Origin of the sequence: Nonomuraea sp. NPDC050202 (genome assembly GCF_040656115.1) — a bacterium.
GTDB lineage: Bacteria > Actinomycetota > Actinomycetes > Streptosporangiales > Streptosporangiaceae > Nonomuraea.
In genome coordinates this window covers 67,230-81,087 of sequence record NZ_JBFALF010000048.1, presented here as the reverse complement: position 1 = coordinate 81,087, position 13,858 = coordinate 67,230, and the positions used below count along the sequence as shown (strand labels likewise).

The window sequence follows — 13,858 nt, the reverse complement described above, 5'->3', positions numbered from 1 at the left end:
AGCTCAGAACCCGCTCCCGCAGACACTTACCGCTTAACCTGCAGAAACAGGATCACGCGAAGATCGATTCATACACCACGTCCGTGGACGTGACCCCTCGGCGCGAGTAAGCGAGCTTGAGCAACGTCTGCACTCGTTGGATCTCCTGCTCGTCGTTCGGCACATCGAGGTGGCATCAGGTCTGCGATAGCTCGAAGCGACGAGAGGCCGAACCCCGCGGTTGAGGCGGTGGCGTTCGGCCGGCGAATCGTCAGACGACGCCGACGTTCCCACGTGCTGCTGGTGAGGCCGAGCCGAGGCGCGATATCGATTTCGCCTGTTTCCTCGGCCCGTCTTCCGAACTGGAAGTGGGACTTTCACCGCACCTGGCTCCCCAGTGATCCCGTTGCGGGGGTGGTTCGTCATGCCGTGAGCGGCCAGGGGGAGGAGATCGCGCCTTCCCGACAGCGGTAGCGGGCCGTGCCGCCCCTGGTCGTGGTGTTGGTCGGCTCATTGGTCTACGTCGGTGCGCCGGTCAGGATGCGTTTCGAGTTGTCACGCGGCAGTCTCGACCACTTTGCGCAGACGGTGTCAGAGGGGACAGCGCCGGGGAAGCGGAATTGGATCGGCCTGTATCCCGTCGAGCACCTTGAAAAAGCCCGCCGGGCCTTCGGCTTCATGATCGAGGACACGGGCTTCTTCGGAAGTTACGGCTTCGCCTGGAGTGCCAATGGCGAGCCGGACATCGACGCGCCAGGCTACTACCGCCACTTCGACGGCCAATGGTACATCTGGATCGACGATTGATGGACGACGTTCGATTCCCCTCGTCGGCTCTGCAACCCGAAGGCCCCTGAACAGGCGTTACGCCGTCAGGGGCCTTCTGGTTTCGATCTTCAGCCTGTTTCCCAGGTGGGCCGCCGTTGCCACGCGCCGGCTTCGAGACGCCGAGCGCTCAGACCTGTTCGAAGTGGAACGATTTGATGAAGCAGTCACGGGGCTGAGCGACTGCGAAGAGGATGCACTCCACGAGCGACTGTGAGGTGAGGGCGTCCTTGGCTTCCCGCGGCGTGGACTTCCACTCCTCAGAGAGGGGATCGGTGTTGTCGAAGTCGGGCGGGTAGAGCGATATCACGCGGACTCCCTGGGGCCGCAGGCGCTTGGAGAGAATCTCGGTGAAACCGGCTTGAGCGCTCTTGGCCGCATAGAAGGCGTCGTGCGCGTCCGAGCGGTGATGGCCGGCCGTTCCGCAGGCGGAGACCATCGTCACCACATCCGGCTTGTTCGAGTTGAGCAGGAGCGGCAGGAAGCTCTTCACGGTCAGGACTGTGCCCGTTGCGCCGGATGCGATGGTGTCGACGACATCGGCGTCGGAGGCTGACTGGAGGTCCGGCCCTTCGAGGTAACGCGAGCCGTTGTTGATCAGGATGTCGACGCGGTCGGTGTGCTGGGTGACGGCGGATGCGAAGTCGCGGATCGAGGCGGGATCCGTCAGGTCGCAGGCATGGGCGTGGACCTGCCGATGGCCTCGGGCGCGGATCTCGTCGCGGACACGCTCAGCGGCGGCGAGGCTGCGTGCGGACAGGAAGACCTCTGCGCCGAGGTCTGCGAGCCGGATGGCCAGGGTTCGCCCGAAGTCGCGGCCGGCAGCCGTGATGACAACGCGATGGTCGTCGAATCGCATGGTTCGCTCCTTGTTCGTGGACCGGTTGAAGCGCGTCGGCAGACTTCGGCGGCGTAGTCGGCCCCGTCGCCTGGGAGAGTCTTTGCCAGGCAATGTCGGTGTGGATGCCCAGGGTATGGGCGAGCGCATGGCAGGCGTGGACGCGCGGTGGGTGCTCGGTGATGTGGACGCCGAGGTGGTGACCGTGGCGTGCGGCTTCTTCTCGCCTGACCTGGTCCGTAATGCGTGGGACACGGCACGGGGCACGGTTCCGCTCAGAAACATCGTCGAGGCGGACGTGGAGGAGTGCACGCGCTGGGCGCGCACCACATACCGAGATCTCCCGCAGCTTGACCAGCTAGCCCCGTTTTCCGCACATGCGTGATCTTCAGTTCAGCCGTGCATCCGCTTGCCCAAGGCGGTCTCGTAGGCACGCATCGTCCGCACGATCGTGGCGCGTTCGGCCGGCGTGAGGTCGGCCAGGACCTCCGTCCACGCCAGCGCGCTGCCCGCCAGCCACTCGCGGATCGGCTCGACATACTGCGGTGCGATCGCGACGACCCGCCGTCGCCGGTCGGCATCGTCCTCTTCCCGCGTCAGGACACCGCGGCGAGACAGGTCACCCACCATGAGGCTGACGGTCGTCGGAGCGATCTCCAGCCGCTCCGCCAGCTGGCTCACCGTGAGAGAACCGTCGTACTGCAGGTAGGCCAGCAGTGACAGGTGGCGGGGCGCGAGATCGAGCGTCCGCAGCGCCTCCGGGACGGGTAGCCGCTTGGCTCGCCCGACGATCCTGGGCATCAGCAGCAGCATGGACCGCACCGCCTGGTCGGTGGTCATGCCGTCCGCGTTGTTGACCATCTGGCACCTCGCCAATTATCTTTGATATCAAAGCTAATTTGATAGTAAACAGGAGGTCTACCATGCCACATCTGACGGTCCGAGTCCTGGAGCCACAGCTCCAGGGCAACGAATCGGCCCTCATCGCCGCGCTGACCGACGCGGTGGTCGACGTATACGGCGAGTGGGCGCGCGACGTCGCGGTCATCCACCTCGACGGCGTGCCCACCGGACGGTGGGGCCTGCGGGGCAAGCCGGCCGAGGAGGCTCCACCCGCGATCATGTTCGGCATCCGCGAGGCGGCTTTCACCCGTCCCGACAGCCGCGAGCTCGTTGCCAAGCTCGTGCGAACCGTCACCGACGCCGTCGCCGACGTCCTCGGAGCGCACTTGCGCGACACCATCACGGTCGAGCTCGTCGCCACCCCAGCCGGCCGCACTGCGATCGGAGGTGTGATCGTCGACAGCTGACCGTTTCCCGTACATGAGTGATCTCAGCGGAGATCTCGTGGATCGATCAGGCACGAGATGAGCAGGGCCAGGCAGATCGCGGTGATCAGAGCGTTGATGCGGCGGTTGCTCTTCAGATACAGGTTGGTGACGGCCAGCGGCCCTTTGAAGGCTTGGTAGCGGCGTTCGCAGCCGGCGGCTTCGGAAACCGGGGTGCAGGCGGAAGGGCCTGGTGATGAGCCGGAACGCAGGTGCACCTGTGGAAGGCCGGCTGCCTTTCAGGGAGGATGACCGCATGGATCCCGCGGAGATCGTCGTCGGCCGGGGAAGGGACTCCGACCATGTACTCATCCAGGTTCGCAGCCGTATGCATCCTGGCTCTACCGATTTCTGGGATGGAAATTGGCTGACCTCTCCCATCCATGTGAAGGTTGGCGGGTTCACGGCCAGAATCAACGCGGGGCTTCGGATCGATGAGCTCCACGACTTCCGAGTGGCTTTGGAAGGCGTCTACGCGGGGACCAAGGGCAGCGCCACCTTGTCCTCCATGGAGGACTGGATCGAGCTGACCATCGAATGCCGTCCCACAGGCTCTCTGTCGATCTCCGGGGCTTTGGCTGATGAGCCTGGGATGGGGAACACCCTTCACTTCGTGATGGAAGGCTTGGACCAGACAGACATCCCGCCGCTCGTGGACGCTCTTGTTGCTGTTGAGGAGCGATTTCCCGTTCTGGGCTGCCAATGACAGCCTCGTGGGAGCTGCCTTTGTCACGGAGATCCGCGAGTACGGCAGGATCGCAGGGCCGCGAATGGATGGACGTCGAGGGCAGCTGGCGGGGCGGTCCCGTCCGGCTACCTCGCCGCACCATCGAAGGGGCAGAACTGATGTGAAGAATGCGCTCTGTCGCCCCATCGGCCCTGTCCATCAGAATGGGGCTGTGACGAACACCGTCAAGGCACACCGGATGCCGGGCACCCTCAAGGCGGTTCAGTTCATCATCACGCTGGAAGTGGCTTTCGGCCTGGTAGCCCTGGCGATCACGCTGGCAGGCTTCTTTTCCACCTTCGACGCGGGCATCCTGCCCGCGCTGGTCTACGTCGCGGGCACGGTCGCACTTCTCGGGTGGCTGCTGGGCCGCTGGCAGAGCCGCCAAAAGTACATACGCTGGGCGATCATCAGCGTGCATCTGCTGCAGATCGGCGTCACCATTCTCGATCTGGTTCTCTACTCCACCGTCACCTGGGATGCGGTGCTGAGCTCTCGCCTGCTCACGTTGGTCGTCATCGTCCCGCTCCTTCTGCCCTCGGCTGGGCGCTGGTTCAGCGAGTCCAGGCGGGTGACGTCTGCGGGTTCAGCCGACGCTCTCACCGAGGCATGAACAGCGACCGGGCCGGGGTCGCGACGATCGTTCGCTTCCGTACTCGCCGTTGATGGGTGGGGCGGTCACCGCCGCGAACCGATCGTCGGCGGCGACGAAGACCGCCACCACGTCTCCGCCCCTCCCGGGGCGAACAGGAGGTCAGGGGGCCGGTGGAGTGGCATACTCGCCGGATGCCATCCCGAGTCTCTCGCGAGAATGCGATCCACCTCAACGGTCCCGTGCCGGCGCTGGCCCTCGTCTCGGCCGCGTCCGTCGAGCAGCTTCCCGTGTTCGAGCTCCGGTCGGGCGAGCCGTCGGTGTGCGTTGGCTGGCGGCTTCTCACGGGTCTTGCCGTCTCAGTTGTGGACGGGCCGGGTGATGCCGGGTTCCTCGTCGACGGGCTCGTCTCTCCGGATGAGGTTGAAGAGCGTTTTGCCTGGTTGAGGGCGGTGGATCGGGCCGGCGGTGCCGTTGTGGTGGCTGTGGGCTCGCATGAGCAGGCGCATGACTGGGGCACGGTGGCCGGGAGGGGAGGGGCGCGTGGGGGATTCGTGCCTTTGGCGGAGCACGCCGAGGCGGCGGAGCAGTAGAGGGGCGGTTGAGGGGGTCTGACGTGGGACGGCGTCTCCTCGCGCGGTTCTTGACAGCATCTTGACTCGGACGTGGGAACCGCCGGACGCGGGTGCAGATCTTGAGAAAGGATGAGTCGCCCCAAGAGCACCTCGGAAAGTGAGGTTTCGGGTGAGCGACCTGCGCAGCGTTGTGGAGCAGCTGATTCGCCGGCCTGCGTTCTGGCGTGCCGATCCGCCGCTTCCCCTCGTGTGCGTCACGGGCGGCTCGTACGCGTCCGTCGCCGTCGAAGCGTTGGCTGGAGCGTTCCAGAACGGGGTGCCGTTCGCCCGCGCGGAGGATGCGGGCAACGGCGAGGGCGCGGAGGACGACCCGCATCGGGAGCTGCTGAAGCTGGTCGAGGCGCTGGCCGCGGAGATGGGCAAGCCGGTGAACGGGTCGCTGCTGCCGCCGCCGCGCTTTCCGCTGGCCCAGTTCGTGATCTGGGCGCGGGAGCAGTGCCACGGCCGGCCGGAGGGGTTCGAAGGGGACTGGCCGCCGCGCTTCCGGACGAATGCCGGATACGGGGAGTTCAAGCACCAGTTCAGGCGCTGGCAGCGCAGCAAGTACGGCAGCGAGCACCGCACCAGGACCTCGGCCGACTTCGCGGCGCGGGCGGCGGTGGCGTGGGTGCCCGTCGGCACGCTGGCGATCTGGCTGGCCGGTACGAAGACCGAGCTCATCCCGTGGGACAACCTCGTGGCCCTCGTGCCCTGGGCGGTAGGCCTCGCGGTGATGCTGATCGGCACCGTGTTCCAGGGCCTGATGTCGATCACCGGCTCGCTCTTCTACCGCTCCTTCCGCAGGCAGCCGTACCTCACCCGGAGGCGTTTCGAACGGTTGCCGCACTACGCGTTGCGCGTGGCGAACGCAGAGGCCGCCGAGGTCGAGCGGCTGCTGGTGCACGCGCTGTTGCGGGATCTGCGCGAGGCCTACAAGAAGCGCCTCCTGCCCTGGCCGAACTGGGGACGCGAATGTTACGGACTGCTCGTCCTGAAGATCACCGACCCTCGCGGCGTGCGCGCCAGGTTCCTGCGGCTCATGGAGGAGACCACCGGGGAGACGGGGTTGCTGCCTCCCCTGGTCGTGGTGGCGAGCGTGCCCGAGGTCGCTCCCCGGCCTCCGCGTGCTCCGATGAGCCTCGGCCGGGTCTCCGAGGCGGTGAGGCAGTGGCGGACCGAGGCCGGGCGGCGGGTGCCTGATCTCCGCCTGCGCATCGAGGTCCCGGGACCGCCGGAGCTCACCGCGTTCCAGCCCCGGCGTCCTCGGCGCTCGCGCGCCGTGGGCTACTGGTCGGTGGTCATGGCGGTCCTGCTGGTGCTTCCCGGGTGGGGCGGTTTCGCGTGGTGGGACGGCTGCGGTGGCCGGGACTGGGCGCAGATGAAGGGAGGGGAGTGCGTCGGCGTCCTCAACTGGGAGCGGCTCAACTACGGGCGGCTCTTCAACCGCGACGTCCGGGCATGGCTCACAAAGATCGACAAGAAGAACGAGCAGGCCGAGAAGTCGGGGAACTACGTCGACGTGGTGCTGTTCGGCGAGTACTCGCCGTGGAACGTCGATCCGGACGACCCTCGCATCGTGAGCGGGCTGTCGGAGCTGGCGGCGGCCGAGTACGTGCAGAGCAACATCCACAGCTCGCCGCGGCTGCGCATCCTGGTCGCCAACGGAGGCGACGACTTCAGCCGGGCACGCGAGGCGGCGGAACAGATCGCCGCCATGGCCGAGGACAATCGCAAGCTCATGGGGGTGGTCGGCCTCCCGCGCAGTCTTCGCGGCATCAGCGAGGCGATCCAGGTGCTGCACAAGGCCAAGATCCCGATGGTGTCGAGCACCGCGACCGCGGACGGGATGGGGACGATCGCCTCGTCCGGCAACCCCTCCCAGTACTACTTCCACGTGGGGCCGACCAGTCATCGCGAGGCCCGGCTGGGCGTGAGCTTCGCCAAGTGGCTGTTCAGGGACGGCAAGCGGGTCGCCACGTCCGACAACGGTAAGAAGATCGATGCCGTCATCGTCAAGGACAGAACGAGCAAGGATCACTACACCGGCAACCTGGCCGACGGCTTCAAGGCCGCGCTGGACGAGGAGCACACGGTCTTCCGCGTCGTGGACGAACTGCCGTACTCCGCGCACGGCGGGCTGCCTCCGGCCGCCGCCGGGGCCTGCGGCCGGAGACCCGACGTGATCTTCTACGCCGGCCGGGCGGTGGACTTCGTCGATTTCCTCACAGCCGTCGAGGGCAGGAGATGCGGCCGGGTGAAGGTGATCGCGGCCGACGACGTGGCCAGGGTGATGCCGAACCACGGCGCGGCGATAGCCGCGATGAAGCAGGTCGAGGTCTACTATCTGGGGCTGGCAGGCCGCTGGTTGTGGGAGTTCGGCAGGGGGTCCGGCAAGCAGCCGCCTCGTACGAACTTCGCGAATCACCTGCTGGGCGGCCGGCTCACCGACATGTCGGATGACAATCTCATCCTGACCTACGATGCGATCAGCCTGGTGTACCAGGCGATCAGCGACGCCTTCGAGCCGGAGACGGCCGAGGAGGTACGCGAGGACGAGTTGCCCAGCCGGGGTGAGATCAAGCAGCGGCTGGAGGGCACCAGCCTCCGCGGCGCGTGGGAGGGGACGAGCGGGCTGATCGACTTCCGTGGTGCGCGTCACGAGCCGCACGACAAGGTGATCGCCGTCATGAGACCAGGTCGCCAAGGCATCCCGGTGCTCTACTGCGGGATTCTCGACGACGACCACGCCCCCGAGAAGCAGGCCGAGGTGTGCGGGAGCGTGCCCAAGTCCGCCTCGCCGTACACGGACGAGGACGATCCAGACAGGGACGACGGCGCGGTCAGCCGGGGCTGATCGGCGCCGCGACGGTCAGTCAGGGCTGATCGTCGCGGCGATCGTGGCGCCGAGTTCCCAGCAGGCCGCCAGGTCGTCCTTGCCCGGCGTGCCCGTCACTGTCACCGGCGGGTGGGCGCGCTGCCAGCCGAGGCCGGTGGTGATCGACTCCACCGCGCGGACCGCGCCGGTCGTGTCGCTGTTGCCGTGCACGTACAGCGCGTACGGCAGGCGCCGGGTCTCCTCGAGGCAGGGGTAGTAGATGGTGTCGAAGAAGTGCTTGAGCGCTCCGCTCATGTAGCCGATGTTGACCGGCGTGCCGAGGATGACGCCGTCGGCCTCGAACACGTCGACGGCGGTGGCGCGCAGCGCGGCACGGGCGATCACCTCGACGCCTTCGACCTCGTCCGTGGTGGCGCCCTGCCGTACCGACTCGAAGAGCTCCTGCAGCGTCGGGGAGGCGGTGTGATGCACGATCAGCAGGCGGCGGACGGGTCCTGACACGGTGCGATCCTCTCATGGACGGACGCGCCGGCGCCTCCGCTTGCTGCGGTGGTGCGTGTGGCAGGGGGCGGCGGTGATCAGGGTCGGTTCCGCGCCACCAGCAGCCCGTTGAGCTCGCCGTAGTCGAAGGTGCCGTCCAGGGAGTCCAGGGTGCCCTTGCCGAGGAGTTCGAGGGTGACCTGCCGGGCCGTGGTGTAGGCGGCCTGGGCGACGGCCGAGCCGAGGCTGATCCTGCGGACGCCGGCCCCGGTGAGGGCGGCCACGTCGGGGCCGCCGGCCATGGCCATGGCGTTGACCGGGATGGGAGAGGCGTCGCAGAGGGTGCGTAGCGCGGCCAGGTCGAGCAGGCCGGGGACGAAGATGCTGTCGGCGCCGGCCTCCGCGTAGGCGAGCGTGCGGGCGATGGCCTGGTCCAGGTCGCCGAGGCCGAACAGGATGACGTCGGTTCGGGCGTTGAGGACCAATCCGGGCAGGCCCGCCTGGGTGGCGGCGGTGCGCGCCTGCCGGATGCGGGCCGACTGCTCCTCGATCGTGTAAAGCGGGCCGCCGGCGGCCTGGGAGTCCTCCAGGTTGACGCCGACCGCGCCGGCGGCGACCACGCCGGTGATGGTGGCCGTCAGGTCGTCGTAGCCGCCCTCGATGTCGGCGGTGACCGGGACGTCGACCGCGGCCGCGATGCGGGCGACGGCGTCGATCGCGTCGGCGCGGCTGAGCGCCTGGCCGTCCGGACGCCCCAGGCTCCAGGACAGGCCGGCGCTGGTGGTGGCGATCGCGGGGGCTCCGGCTGCGGCGATCACCGCGGCGCTGGCGGCGTCCCAGGCGTTGGGCAGGAGCAGCACCGAATCGGTCTGCAGCGAGCGGAGCAGGTCGGCCTTGGCGGTGGCGGTCATGGAAAGGGGTCTCCTCGGTGGGGTGGGCGTCGCCTTTCTACCAGATATAGTGCCGGGTCGGTCGCGATCTACAGCGGAATTCGGACATCACCATTCCCGCCGCCACGAAGCCCGCGCAAGTCCGTCCAGCGGTACGTGGAGCTTGTGCGGCGGGAAAGGCGCCAGGATTCCCCCTCCGGAAGTGGTGGCCGGCCGCTTTCGCGGGTCTGGGTGAGGTCAGCGGCGGCCGGCCGCTTTCGCGGGTCTGGGTGAGGTCAGCGGTAGCCGGTCGCGTCCGCGGGCCTGCCCGGGTCCTGGACCTCCACCAGGTAACGCCAGCAGTCGGGCTGTGAGCCGTCCACGTCCGTGAAGCCGTACTCGCGAGCGAGCTGTCCGCTGGACAGCGACTGCCCGCTCCAGCGCATCACGTCCGCGTCCGTGGCCAGGGCGGCGACCGCGCGGCCGACGTAACGGGGCGTCTCGGAGATCACGAAGTGCGGCTCGCGGGTGGTGGCGTCGCGCCAGTTCGCCTCGGTCACCCCGAAGTGCTCCAGCATCAGCTCGGATCTGAGCCAGCCGGGCGTCAGCGTCACGGCCGTGCACCCGTACTGCCGCAGCTCGCGCGCCTGGGCGAAGCCGAGCCTGATCACGGCGCTCTTGGCGTGGTCGTAGAAGAACGAGACGCGGTAGTTGTCGTCGTTGTACTCCTTGGTCCCGTCGGTCATCTCCACCACGAGGCCGCCCGGGCGCTTGATCAGCAGGGGCAGCGCGTAGTGGCTGGTGATGATGTGCGTGTCGATGGCGAGCCGGAGCAGGCGCAGCCCGGCGTCGAGGTCGTGCTCCCACAGCGGCGTCTCCCACTGGGCCAGCAGTTCCCCGCCCCAGATGTCGTTGACGAGCACGTCCAATCGGCCGTGGTCGCGCGCGATGCGGTCCACCAGGGCCTTGACCTGGTCCCGTTCCAGATGGTCGACCTGGACGGGGATGCCTTCGCCGCCCGCCTCGTCCACCAGCGCGGCCGTCTCCTCGATGGTCTCGGGACGGTTGTACTCGGATCTGCTCTCGCCGCTGGTGCGGCCGGTCACGTACACGGTGGCCCCGGCGGCGCCGAGTTCGACGGCGATGCCGCGGCCGGCGCCCCGCGTGCCCCCGGCCACCAGGGCGACCTTGCCCTTCAAGTCGTTGCTCATGCCGAAGACGCTAGAGCGAAAAGCCGACAGCATGTGTCATGTTTTCCTGGAGCCGCCTTGACCGGCCCATGGCCCTTGCGTACGTTCCGGAGGAGGAGGCGGCCATGACTGAGCAGCCCAGCAGCAAGGGGGCCTGGCCCGATCTGCCCCCGGGCCCGTACGGCACCCCCTCGCCCGACCTGGCCCGACGGCTCGCCGAGGCGCCGATGGAGCCGGCCACGATGCCGAGCGGCGACCGCATCTCCATGATCGTCCGGTACGCGGACGTACGCGGCCTGCTGGCCTCCCCCGCAGGCAGCCGGAACCTGCGCGAGCCCGGCCTGCCCAGGATGGTCAGCGGCAGGGCGCTGGACGACGACCCTGCGGCGCTGAACAACCAGGACCCGCCGGAGCACACCCGCTACCGCCGCATCATGCACGGCGCGTTCACCCCTAGACAGGCCGAGCGCTGGCGGCCGCGCGTCGCCGCCATCGCCGGCGAGTTGCTCGACGCGGCAGGCGAGGAGTTCGACCTGGCGGCGGACTTCGCGCTGCTGCTGCCCGCGCGGGTGATCTGTGAGCTGCTCGGCGTGCCGATGGACCGCTTCGACCAGGTACGCGGGTGGACCGACATGTTCCTGTCCACCTCGGACACGAGCGCCGAGGCCAGGGCCGAGGGGTACGCCGCGTTCATGGCCTACGCCGCCGAGCTGATCGCCCAGCATCGGGCCGAGCCGGGCGACGACCTGATCGACCTGCTCATCGCGGCGCGGGACGAGGGCGACAGGCTCAGCGAGGCCGAGCTGACCAACATGGTCTCCACGTTGATCCTGGCCGGGTACGAGACCACGGCCATGATGATCATCCGGGGAACCTTTCGGCTGCTGTGCCATCCCGACCAGTACGCCGAGCTCGTGGCGCACCCGGAGCTGGTGGAGCCGGCGGTCGAGGAGATCCTGCGGCACGAGGGGCCCGGCGCGCCCGGCATGCTGCGCAGGATCACCGAGAACGTCGAGGTCTCCGGCGGCGCCATCCCGGCGGGCACGGTCGTGCTGCCCAACCTGTCGGCCGCCAACCACGACCCGTCGGTGTTCGCGGACCCGATGCGGTTCGACGTGCGCAGGTTCGCCCGTGACGTGCCCAGTTCGCACCTGACCTTCGGCCACGGGCCGCATTTCTGCATCGGCGCGAACCTGGCCAGGATGGAGCTGCAGGAGGCGTTCCGCGCGCTGGTGACCCGGGTGCCGGGGCTGCGCGCGCGGGAGGACCTGGCGGCGGTGCGGTGGAACGACGACGCGTTCGCCTACCGGCCGTGGCGGCTGCTGGTCAAGGCGGGGTGAGCGGGCGGCGCTCATGCCAGTGGAGGCCGCCCGCGCGGTCCACGAGGCCCGGACGCCGTGAAGGCACGCCCCGTATCCCGGTGGTCAGCGGCTGAATCAGCCGAAAGTACTGCCGCAACCCTGCTCGCGGCTCATCCCGGCTGTGCGGCGGGTCCCAAGGATGGGTCCATGTCCCATCGACCCCGCATCGCCGCCCTCGACGTCCTGCGCGGCTTCGCGCTCTGCGGCATCCTCGTGGCCAACGTCAGACCGATCGCCAACGTGAACGCCGGGGTGCTGAACACCGCCGTGGGAGCCGACTGGCCGGGCTACCTGGTGGACCAGCGCTTCTTCCCGATCTTCTCGCTGCTCTTCGGCGTCGGCTTCTCCCTCATGCTGGAGACCACCGCGAACCGTACCGGCCGCCCCCGCGTGGTGCTGCTGCGCCGCCTCCTGGCGCTGCTGGCCATCGGCCTGCTGCACATGTTCCTCCTCTGGCGCGGCGACATCCTGACGATCTACGCCGTCGTCGGCCTGGTGGTGCTGCTGCCGTCCACGTGGTTGCCCCGCTGGGCGGTGGCCGTGTCGGCGGGGATCCTCCTGTCGGCGCCGCTGGTGCTCGGCAGCAACGGGGTCGTGCTGGTGCCCGGGCTGTTCCTGGTGGGCTCCCTGCTGACCAGGTACGGGGTGACGGAGCGGATGGAGCGGATCACCTGGTGGCCGGCGCTGCTGGTGTTCGCGGTGCTGGCGGTGCCGGCGGCGTGGGCGCAGAGCAACCAGGTGCACAGCGCGTTCGCCGTCGCGGGGCTGCTCACCGCGGGAGCGTACGTCTGCGGGATGCTGGCCCTGCTCAGGACGCCGCTCCGCCCCGTGCTGGAGGCGGTCTTCGCGCCCCTGGGCAGGATGGCGCTGACCAACTACCTGAGCGCGACCGTGCTCGTGCTGCTGGTCAGCCCGTTGCTCGGCGGCGCGCCCGCCACGTGGTCCGAGGCGACGGTGCTGCTGGTCGCCACGGGTATTCTCGCCGCCCAGCGCGTGCTGTCCGGCCTGTGGCTGCGGCGCTTCCGGTTCGGGCCGGTCGAGTGGCTGTGGCGCTACGCCACCTGGTTGCGGCGCCCGCCGAACACCTACAGCTCGCCCAGCTCGCCGAGGGGCTTGGTCCAGTAGTCGCGGTCGAAGGGCCTGCCCTCCGCGAGGGCGTCGGTGTCGGAGATGGCGCGGTGGGGGTTGGCGGCGATGTGCACGATGTCGTTGAAGGTCTTGAACGCCTGCTCGTCGCCGGGCTGCATCGCACAGGTGTGGATGCGGTCGTACCAGTACTTCTGCTCCTCCTCGATGCGTGGCAGGAGCTCGGCGCGGGTGAGGGTTCTGGCCTCCGCGATCGTCAGCCGTTCGAAGCTCGGCATGGAGCCATTCTGCCGCCCGCCGCCGGTGAGGTGAAGGGCGGAGCCAGAACCCCCTGCGGGGGCTCAGCCCCGTACGGCGCACAGCAGGCGGTTGTTGCCCCGCTGCCAGAGCGTGCCGATCTCGGTGAAGCCGGCCTCCCGCAGCGCCTCCACGTGGTGCGAGAGCAGGTGGGACTCCGAGCCGCGGTGGGCGGAGCCGGCCGTCGTCCTGGCCGCGTTGAGGGCGGCGAGGTCGGGGTCGGCCTCGATCGCGTCCCACCAGGAACGCCAGTCCTCCGGCGGGTTCTGGCCGAACACCCGCTCGGTCTCGAGCCGGTGCACCTCGTGCTCCAGGCGCGAGAGGGCGGGCGTGGTGTCCTCGGTGTCCATGTGGTCGCCGTTGAGCAGCAGCCCGCCGGGGCGCAGCACGGTGGCCAGCTCCGCGTACACGCCCTTCAGCTCGGGGCCCGAGATCCAGTGCAGCGCCGTCGTGCTGACGGCCGCGTCGACCGGCCGGCCGTCCAGGCCGAGCAGGCCGGTCCACCGGCTCGTCCGCAGGTCCGCCGAGACGAACGTGAGCTGCGGGTAGGCCGCCCGCCCCAGGCCCAGCAGCAGCGGGTCGGCGTCCACCGCGACCACCGTGGCTCCGGGCAGCCGCTCCAGCAGCCGCGCGGACAACGACCCGGGGCCGCAACCCAGGTCGACCACCACGGGATCGGGCCGTCCCAGCGCCTCCACCGCGTCGATCAGGGCCGTGAAGCGAGCCTCCCGGTCGGGCAGGTAACCCTCCTGCTGGCGGTCCCAGCGCGCGATCCACCCCTGCGCGGCATCGTGAGTAAGCATGAACGCCCCCTGTAACTGTCATCTAAGATTTGG

General features: G+C 68.9%; 17 protein-coding genes. 9 read left to right on the top strand and 8 right to left on the bottom strand.

The genetic code is table 11. The annotated features are described in order from the left end of the window. The first annotated feature begins 459 nt into the window (after positions 1-459). On the top strand, positions 460-786 hold the full coding sequence (locus AB0I79_RS56220; RefSeq protein WP_357893025.1) for a hypothetical protein: 327 nt from the start codon (positions 460-462) through the stop codon (positions 784-786). Between the two features lie 148 nt (positions 787-934). Here AB0I79_RS56220 and AB0I79_RS56215 read toward each other — a convergent pair whose 3' ends face one another. Further along, entirely contained in the window at positions 935-1,663 is a 729-nt protein-coding gene (locus AB0I79_RS56215; protein ID WP_357893024.1) for an SDR family oxidoreductase, read from the bottom strand. Positions 1,664-1,745: 82 nt separating this feature from the next. On the opposite strand from AB0I79_RS56215, the gene AB0I79_RS56210 reads away from it, so the two are divergent. Then, positions 1,746-2,027, top strand: a complete 282-nt coding sequence (locus AB0I79_RS56210) for a hypothetical protein (protein WP_357893022.1) — start codon at positions 1,746-1,748, stop codon at positions 2,025-2,027. Positions 2,028-2,035: 8 nt separating this feature from the next. On the opposite strand, the gene AB0I79_RS56205 is transcribed toward AB0I79_RS56210, so the two are convergent. Continuing rightward, positions 2,036-2,503: a MarR family transcriptional regulator gene (locus AB0I79_RS56205; protein WP_357893020.1), complete on the bottom strand. Its 468-nt coding sequence runs from the start codon at positions 2,501-2,503 to the stop codon at positions 2,036-2,038. 62 nt (positions 2,504-2,565) lie between these two features. Between AB0I79_RS56205 and AB0I79_RS56200 the strand changes: the two genes are divergently transcribed. Continuing rightward, a complete protein-coding gene (locus tag AB0I79_RS56200; RefSeq protein ID WP_357893018.1) occupies positions 2,566-2,952 on the top strand; it encodes a tautomerase family protein in 387 nt (128 codons plus the stop codon). Between the two features lie 23 nt (positions 2,953-2,975). Here AB0I79_RS56200 and AB0I79_RS56195 read toward each other — a convergent pair whose 3' ends face one another. Further along, positions 2,976-3,188 (bottom strand): hypothetical protein, encoded by a 213-nt coding sequence (locus AB0I79_RS56195; RefSeq protein WP_357893017.1) that lies wholly within the window; start codon positions 3,186-3,188, stop codon positions 2,976-2,978. 38 nt (positions 3,189-3,226) lie between these two features. Here AB0I79_RS56195 and AB0I79_RS56190 point away from each other — a divergent pair, with 38 nt between their 5' ends. From AB0I79_RS56190 to AB0I79_RS56175, 4 genes are all read left to right on the top strand, one after another. Further along, positions 3,227-3,676, top strand: a complete 450-nt coding sequence (locus AB0I79_RS56190) for a hypothetical protein (protein ID WP_357893016.1) — start codon at positions 3,227-3,229, stop codon at positions 3,674-3,676. Positions 3,677-3,869: 193 nt separating this feature from the next. After that, on the top strand, positions 3,870-4,310 hold the full coding sequence (locus AB0I79_RS56185; RefSeq protein ID WP_357893015.1) for a hypothetical protein: 441 nt from the start codon (positions 3,870-3,872) through the stop codon (positions 4,308-4,310). Between the two features lie 173 nt (positions 4,311-4,483). Further along, positions 4,484-4,882 carry a hypothetical protein gene (locus tag AB0I79_RS56180; RefSeq protein WP_357893014.1) on the top strand — a complete coding sequence of 133 codons (399 nt, stop codon included), beginning with the start codon at positions 4,484-4,486 and terminating at the stop codon, positions 4,880-4,882. A 151-nt stretch (positions 4,883-5,033) separates the two neighbouring features. Next, positions 5,034-7,757: an ABC transporter substrate-binding protein gene (locus AB0I79_RS56175; protein WP_357893012.1), complete on the top strand. Its 2,724-nt coding sequence runs from the start codon at positions 5,034-5,036 to the stop codon at positions 7,755-7,757. Between the two features lie 15 nt (positions 7,758-7,772). Here AB0I79_RS56175 and AB0I79_RS56170 read toward each other — a convergent pair whose 3' ends face one another. The 3 genes from AB0I79_RS56170 to AB0I79_RS56160 all read right to left on the bottom strand — a co-directional run bounded on the left by AB0I79_RS56170 (position 7,773) and on the right by AB0I79_RS56160 (position 10,299). Beyond that, on the bottom strand, positions 7,773-8,240 hold the full coding sequence (locus AB0I79_RS56170) for an NAD(P)H-dependent oxidoreductase (protein WP_357893010.1): 468 nt from the start codon (positions 8,238-8,240) through the stop codon (positions 7,773-7,775). 77 nt (positions 8,241-8,317) lie between these two features. Beyond that, positions 8,318-9,130 carry an isocitrate lyase/phosphoenolpyruvate mutase family protein gene (locus AB0I79_RS56165; protein ID WP_357893008.1) on the bottom strand — a complete coding sequence of 271 codons (813 nt, stop codon included), beginning with the start codon at positions 9,128-9,130 and terminating at the stop codon, positions 8,318-8,320. A gap of 254 nt (positions 9,131-9,384) precedes the next feature. After that, entirely contained in the window at positions 9,385-10,299 is a 915-nt protein-coding gene (locus tag AB0I79_RS56160) for an SDR family oxidoreductase (protein ID WP_357893006.1), read from the bottom strand. A 104-nt stretch (positions 10,300-10,403) separates the two neighbouring features. Here AB0I79_RS56160 and AB0I79_RS56155 point away from each other — a divergent pair, with 104 nt between their 5' ends. Both AB0I79_RS56155 and AB0I79_RS56150 read left to right on the top strand, forming a co-directional pair. Continuing rightward, positions 10,404-11,618: a cytochrome P450 gene (locus AB0I79_RS56155; protein ID WP_357893004.1), complete on the top strand. Its 1,215-nt coding sequence runs from the start codon at positions 10,404-10,406 to the stop codon at positions 11,616-11,618. A 168-nt stretch (positions 11,619-11,786) separates the two neighbouring features. Next, positions 11,787-12,764, top strand: coding sequence for a DUF418 domain-containing protein (locus AB0I79_RS56150; protein ID WP_357893002.1), 978 nt, complete (start codon positions 11,787-11,789; stop codon positions 12,762-12,764). Here AB0I79_RS56150 and AB0I79_RS56145 read toward each other — a convergent pair. Together AB0I79_RS56145 and AB0I79_RS56140 are read right to left on the bottom strand one after the other, a co-directional pair. Next, positions 12,725-13,003: a hypothetical protein gene (locus AB0I79_RS56145; RefSeq protein ID WP_357893000.1), complete on the bottom strand. Its 279-nt coding sequence runs from the start codon at positions 13,001-13,003 to the stop codon at positions 12,725-12,727. The two genes, AB0I79_RS56150 and AB0I79_RS56145, sit on opposite strands and share 40 nt — an antisense overlap. Before the next feature lie 63 nt (positions 13,004-13,066). Then, positions 13,067-13,825 (bottom strand): class I SAM-dependent methyltransferase, encoded by a 759-nt coding sequence (locus AB0I79_RS56140; RefSeq protein WP_357892998.1) that lies wholly within the window; start codon positions 13,823-13,825, stop codon positions 13,067-13,069. Between the last annotated feature and the right edge of the window lie 33 nt (positions 13,826-13,858).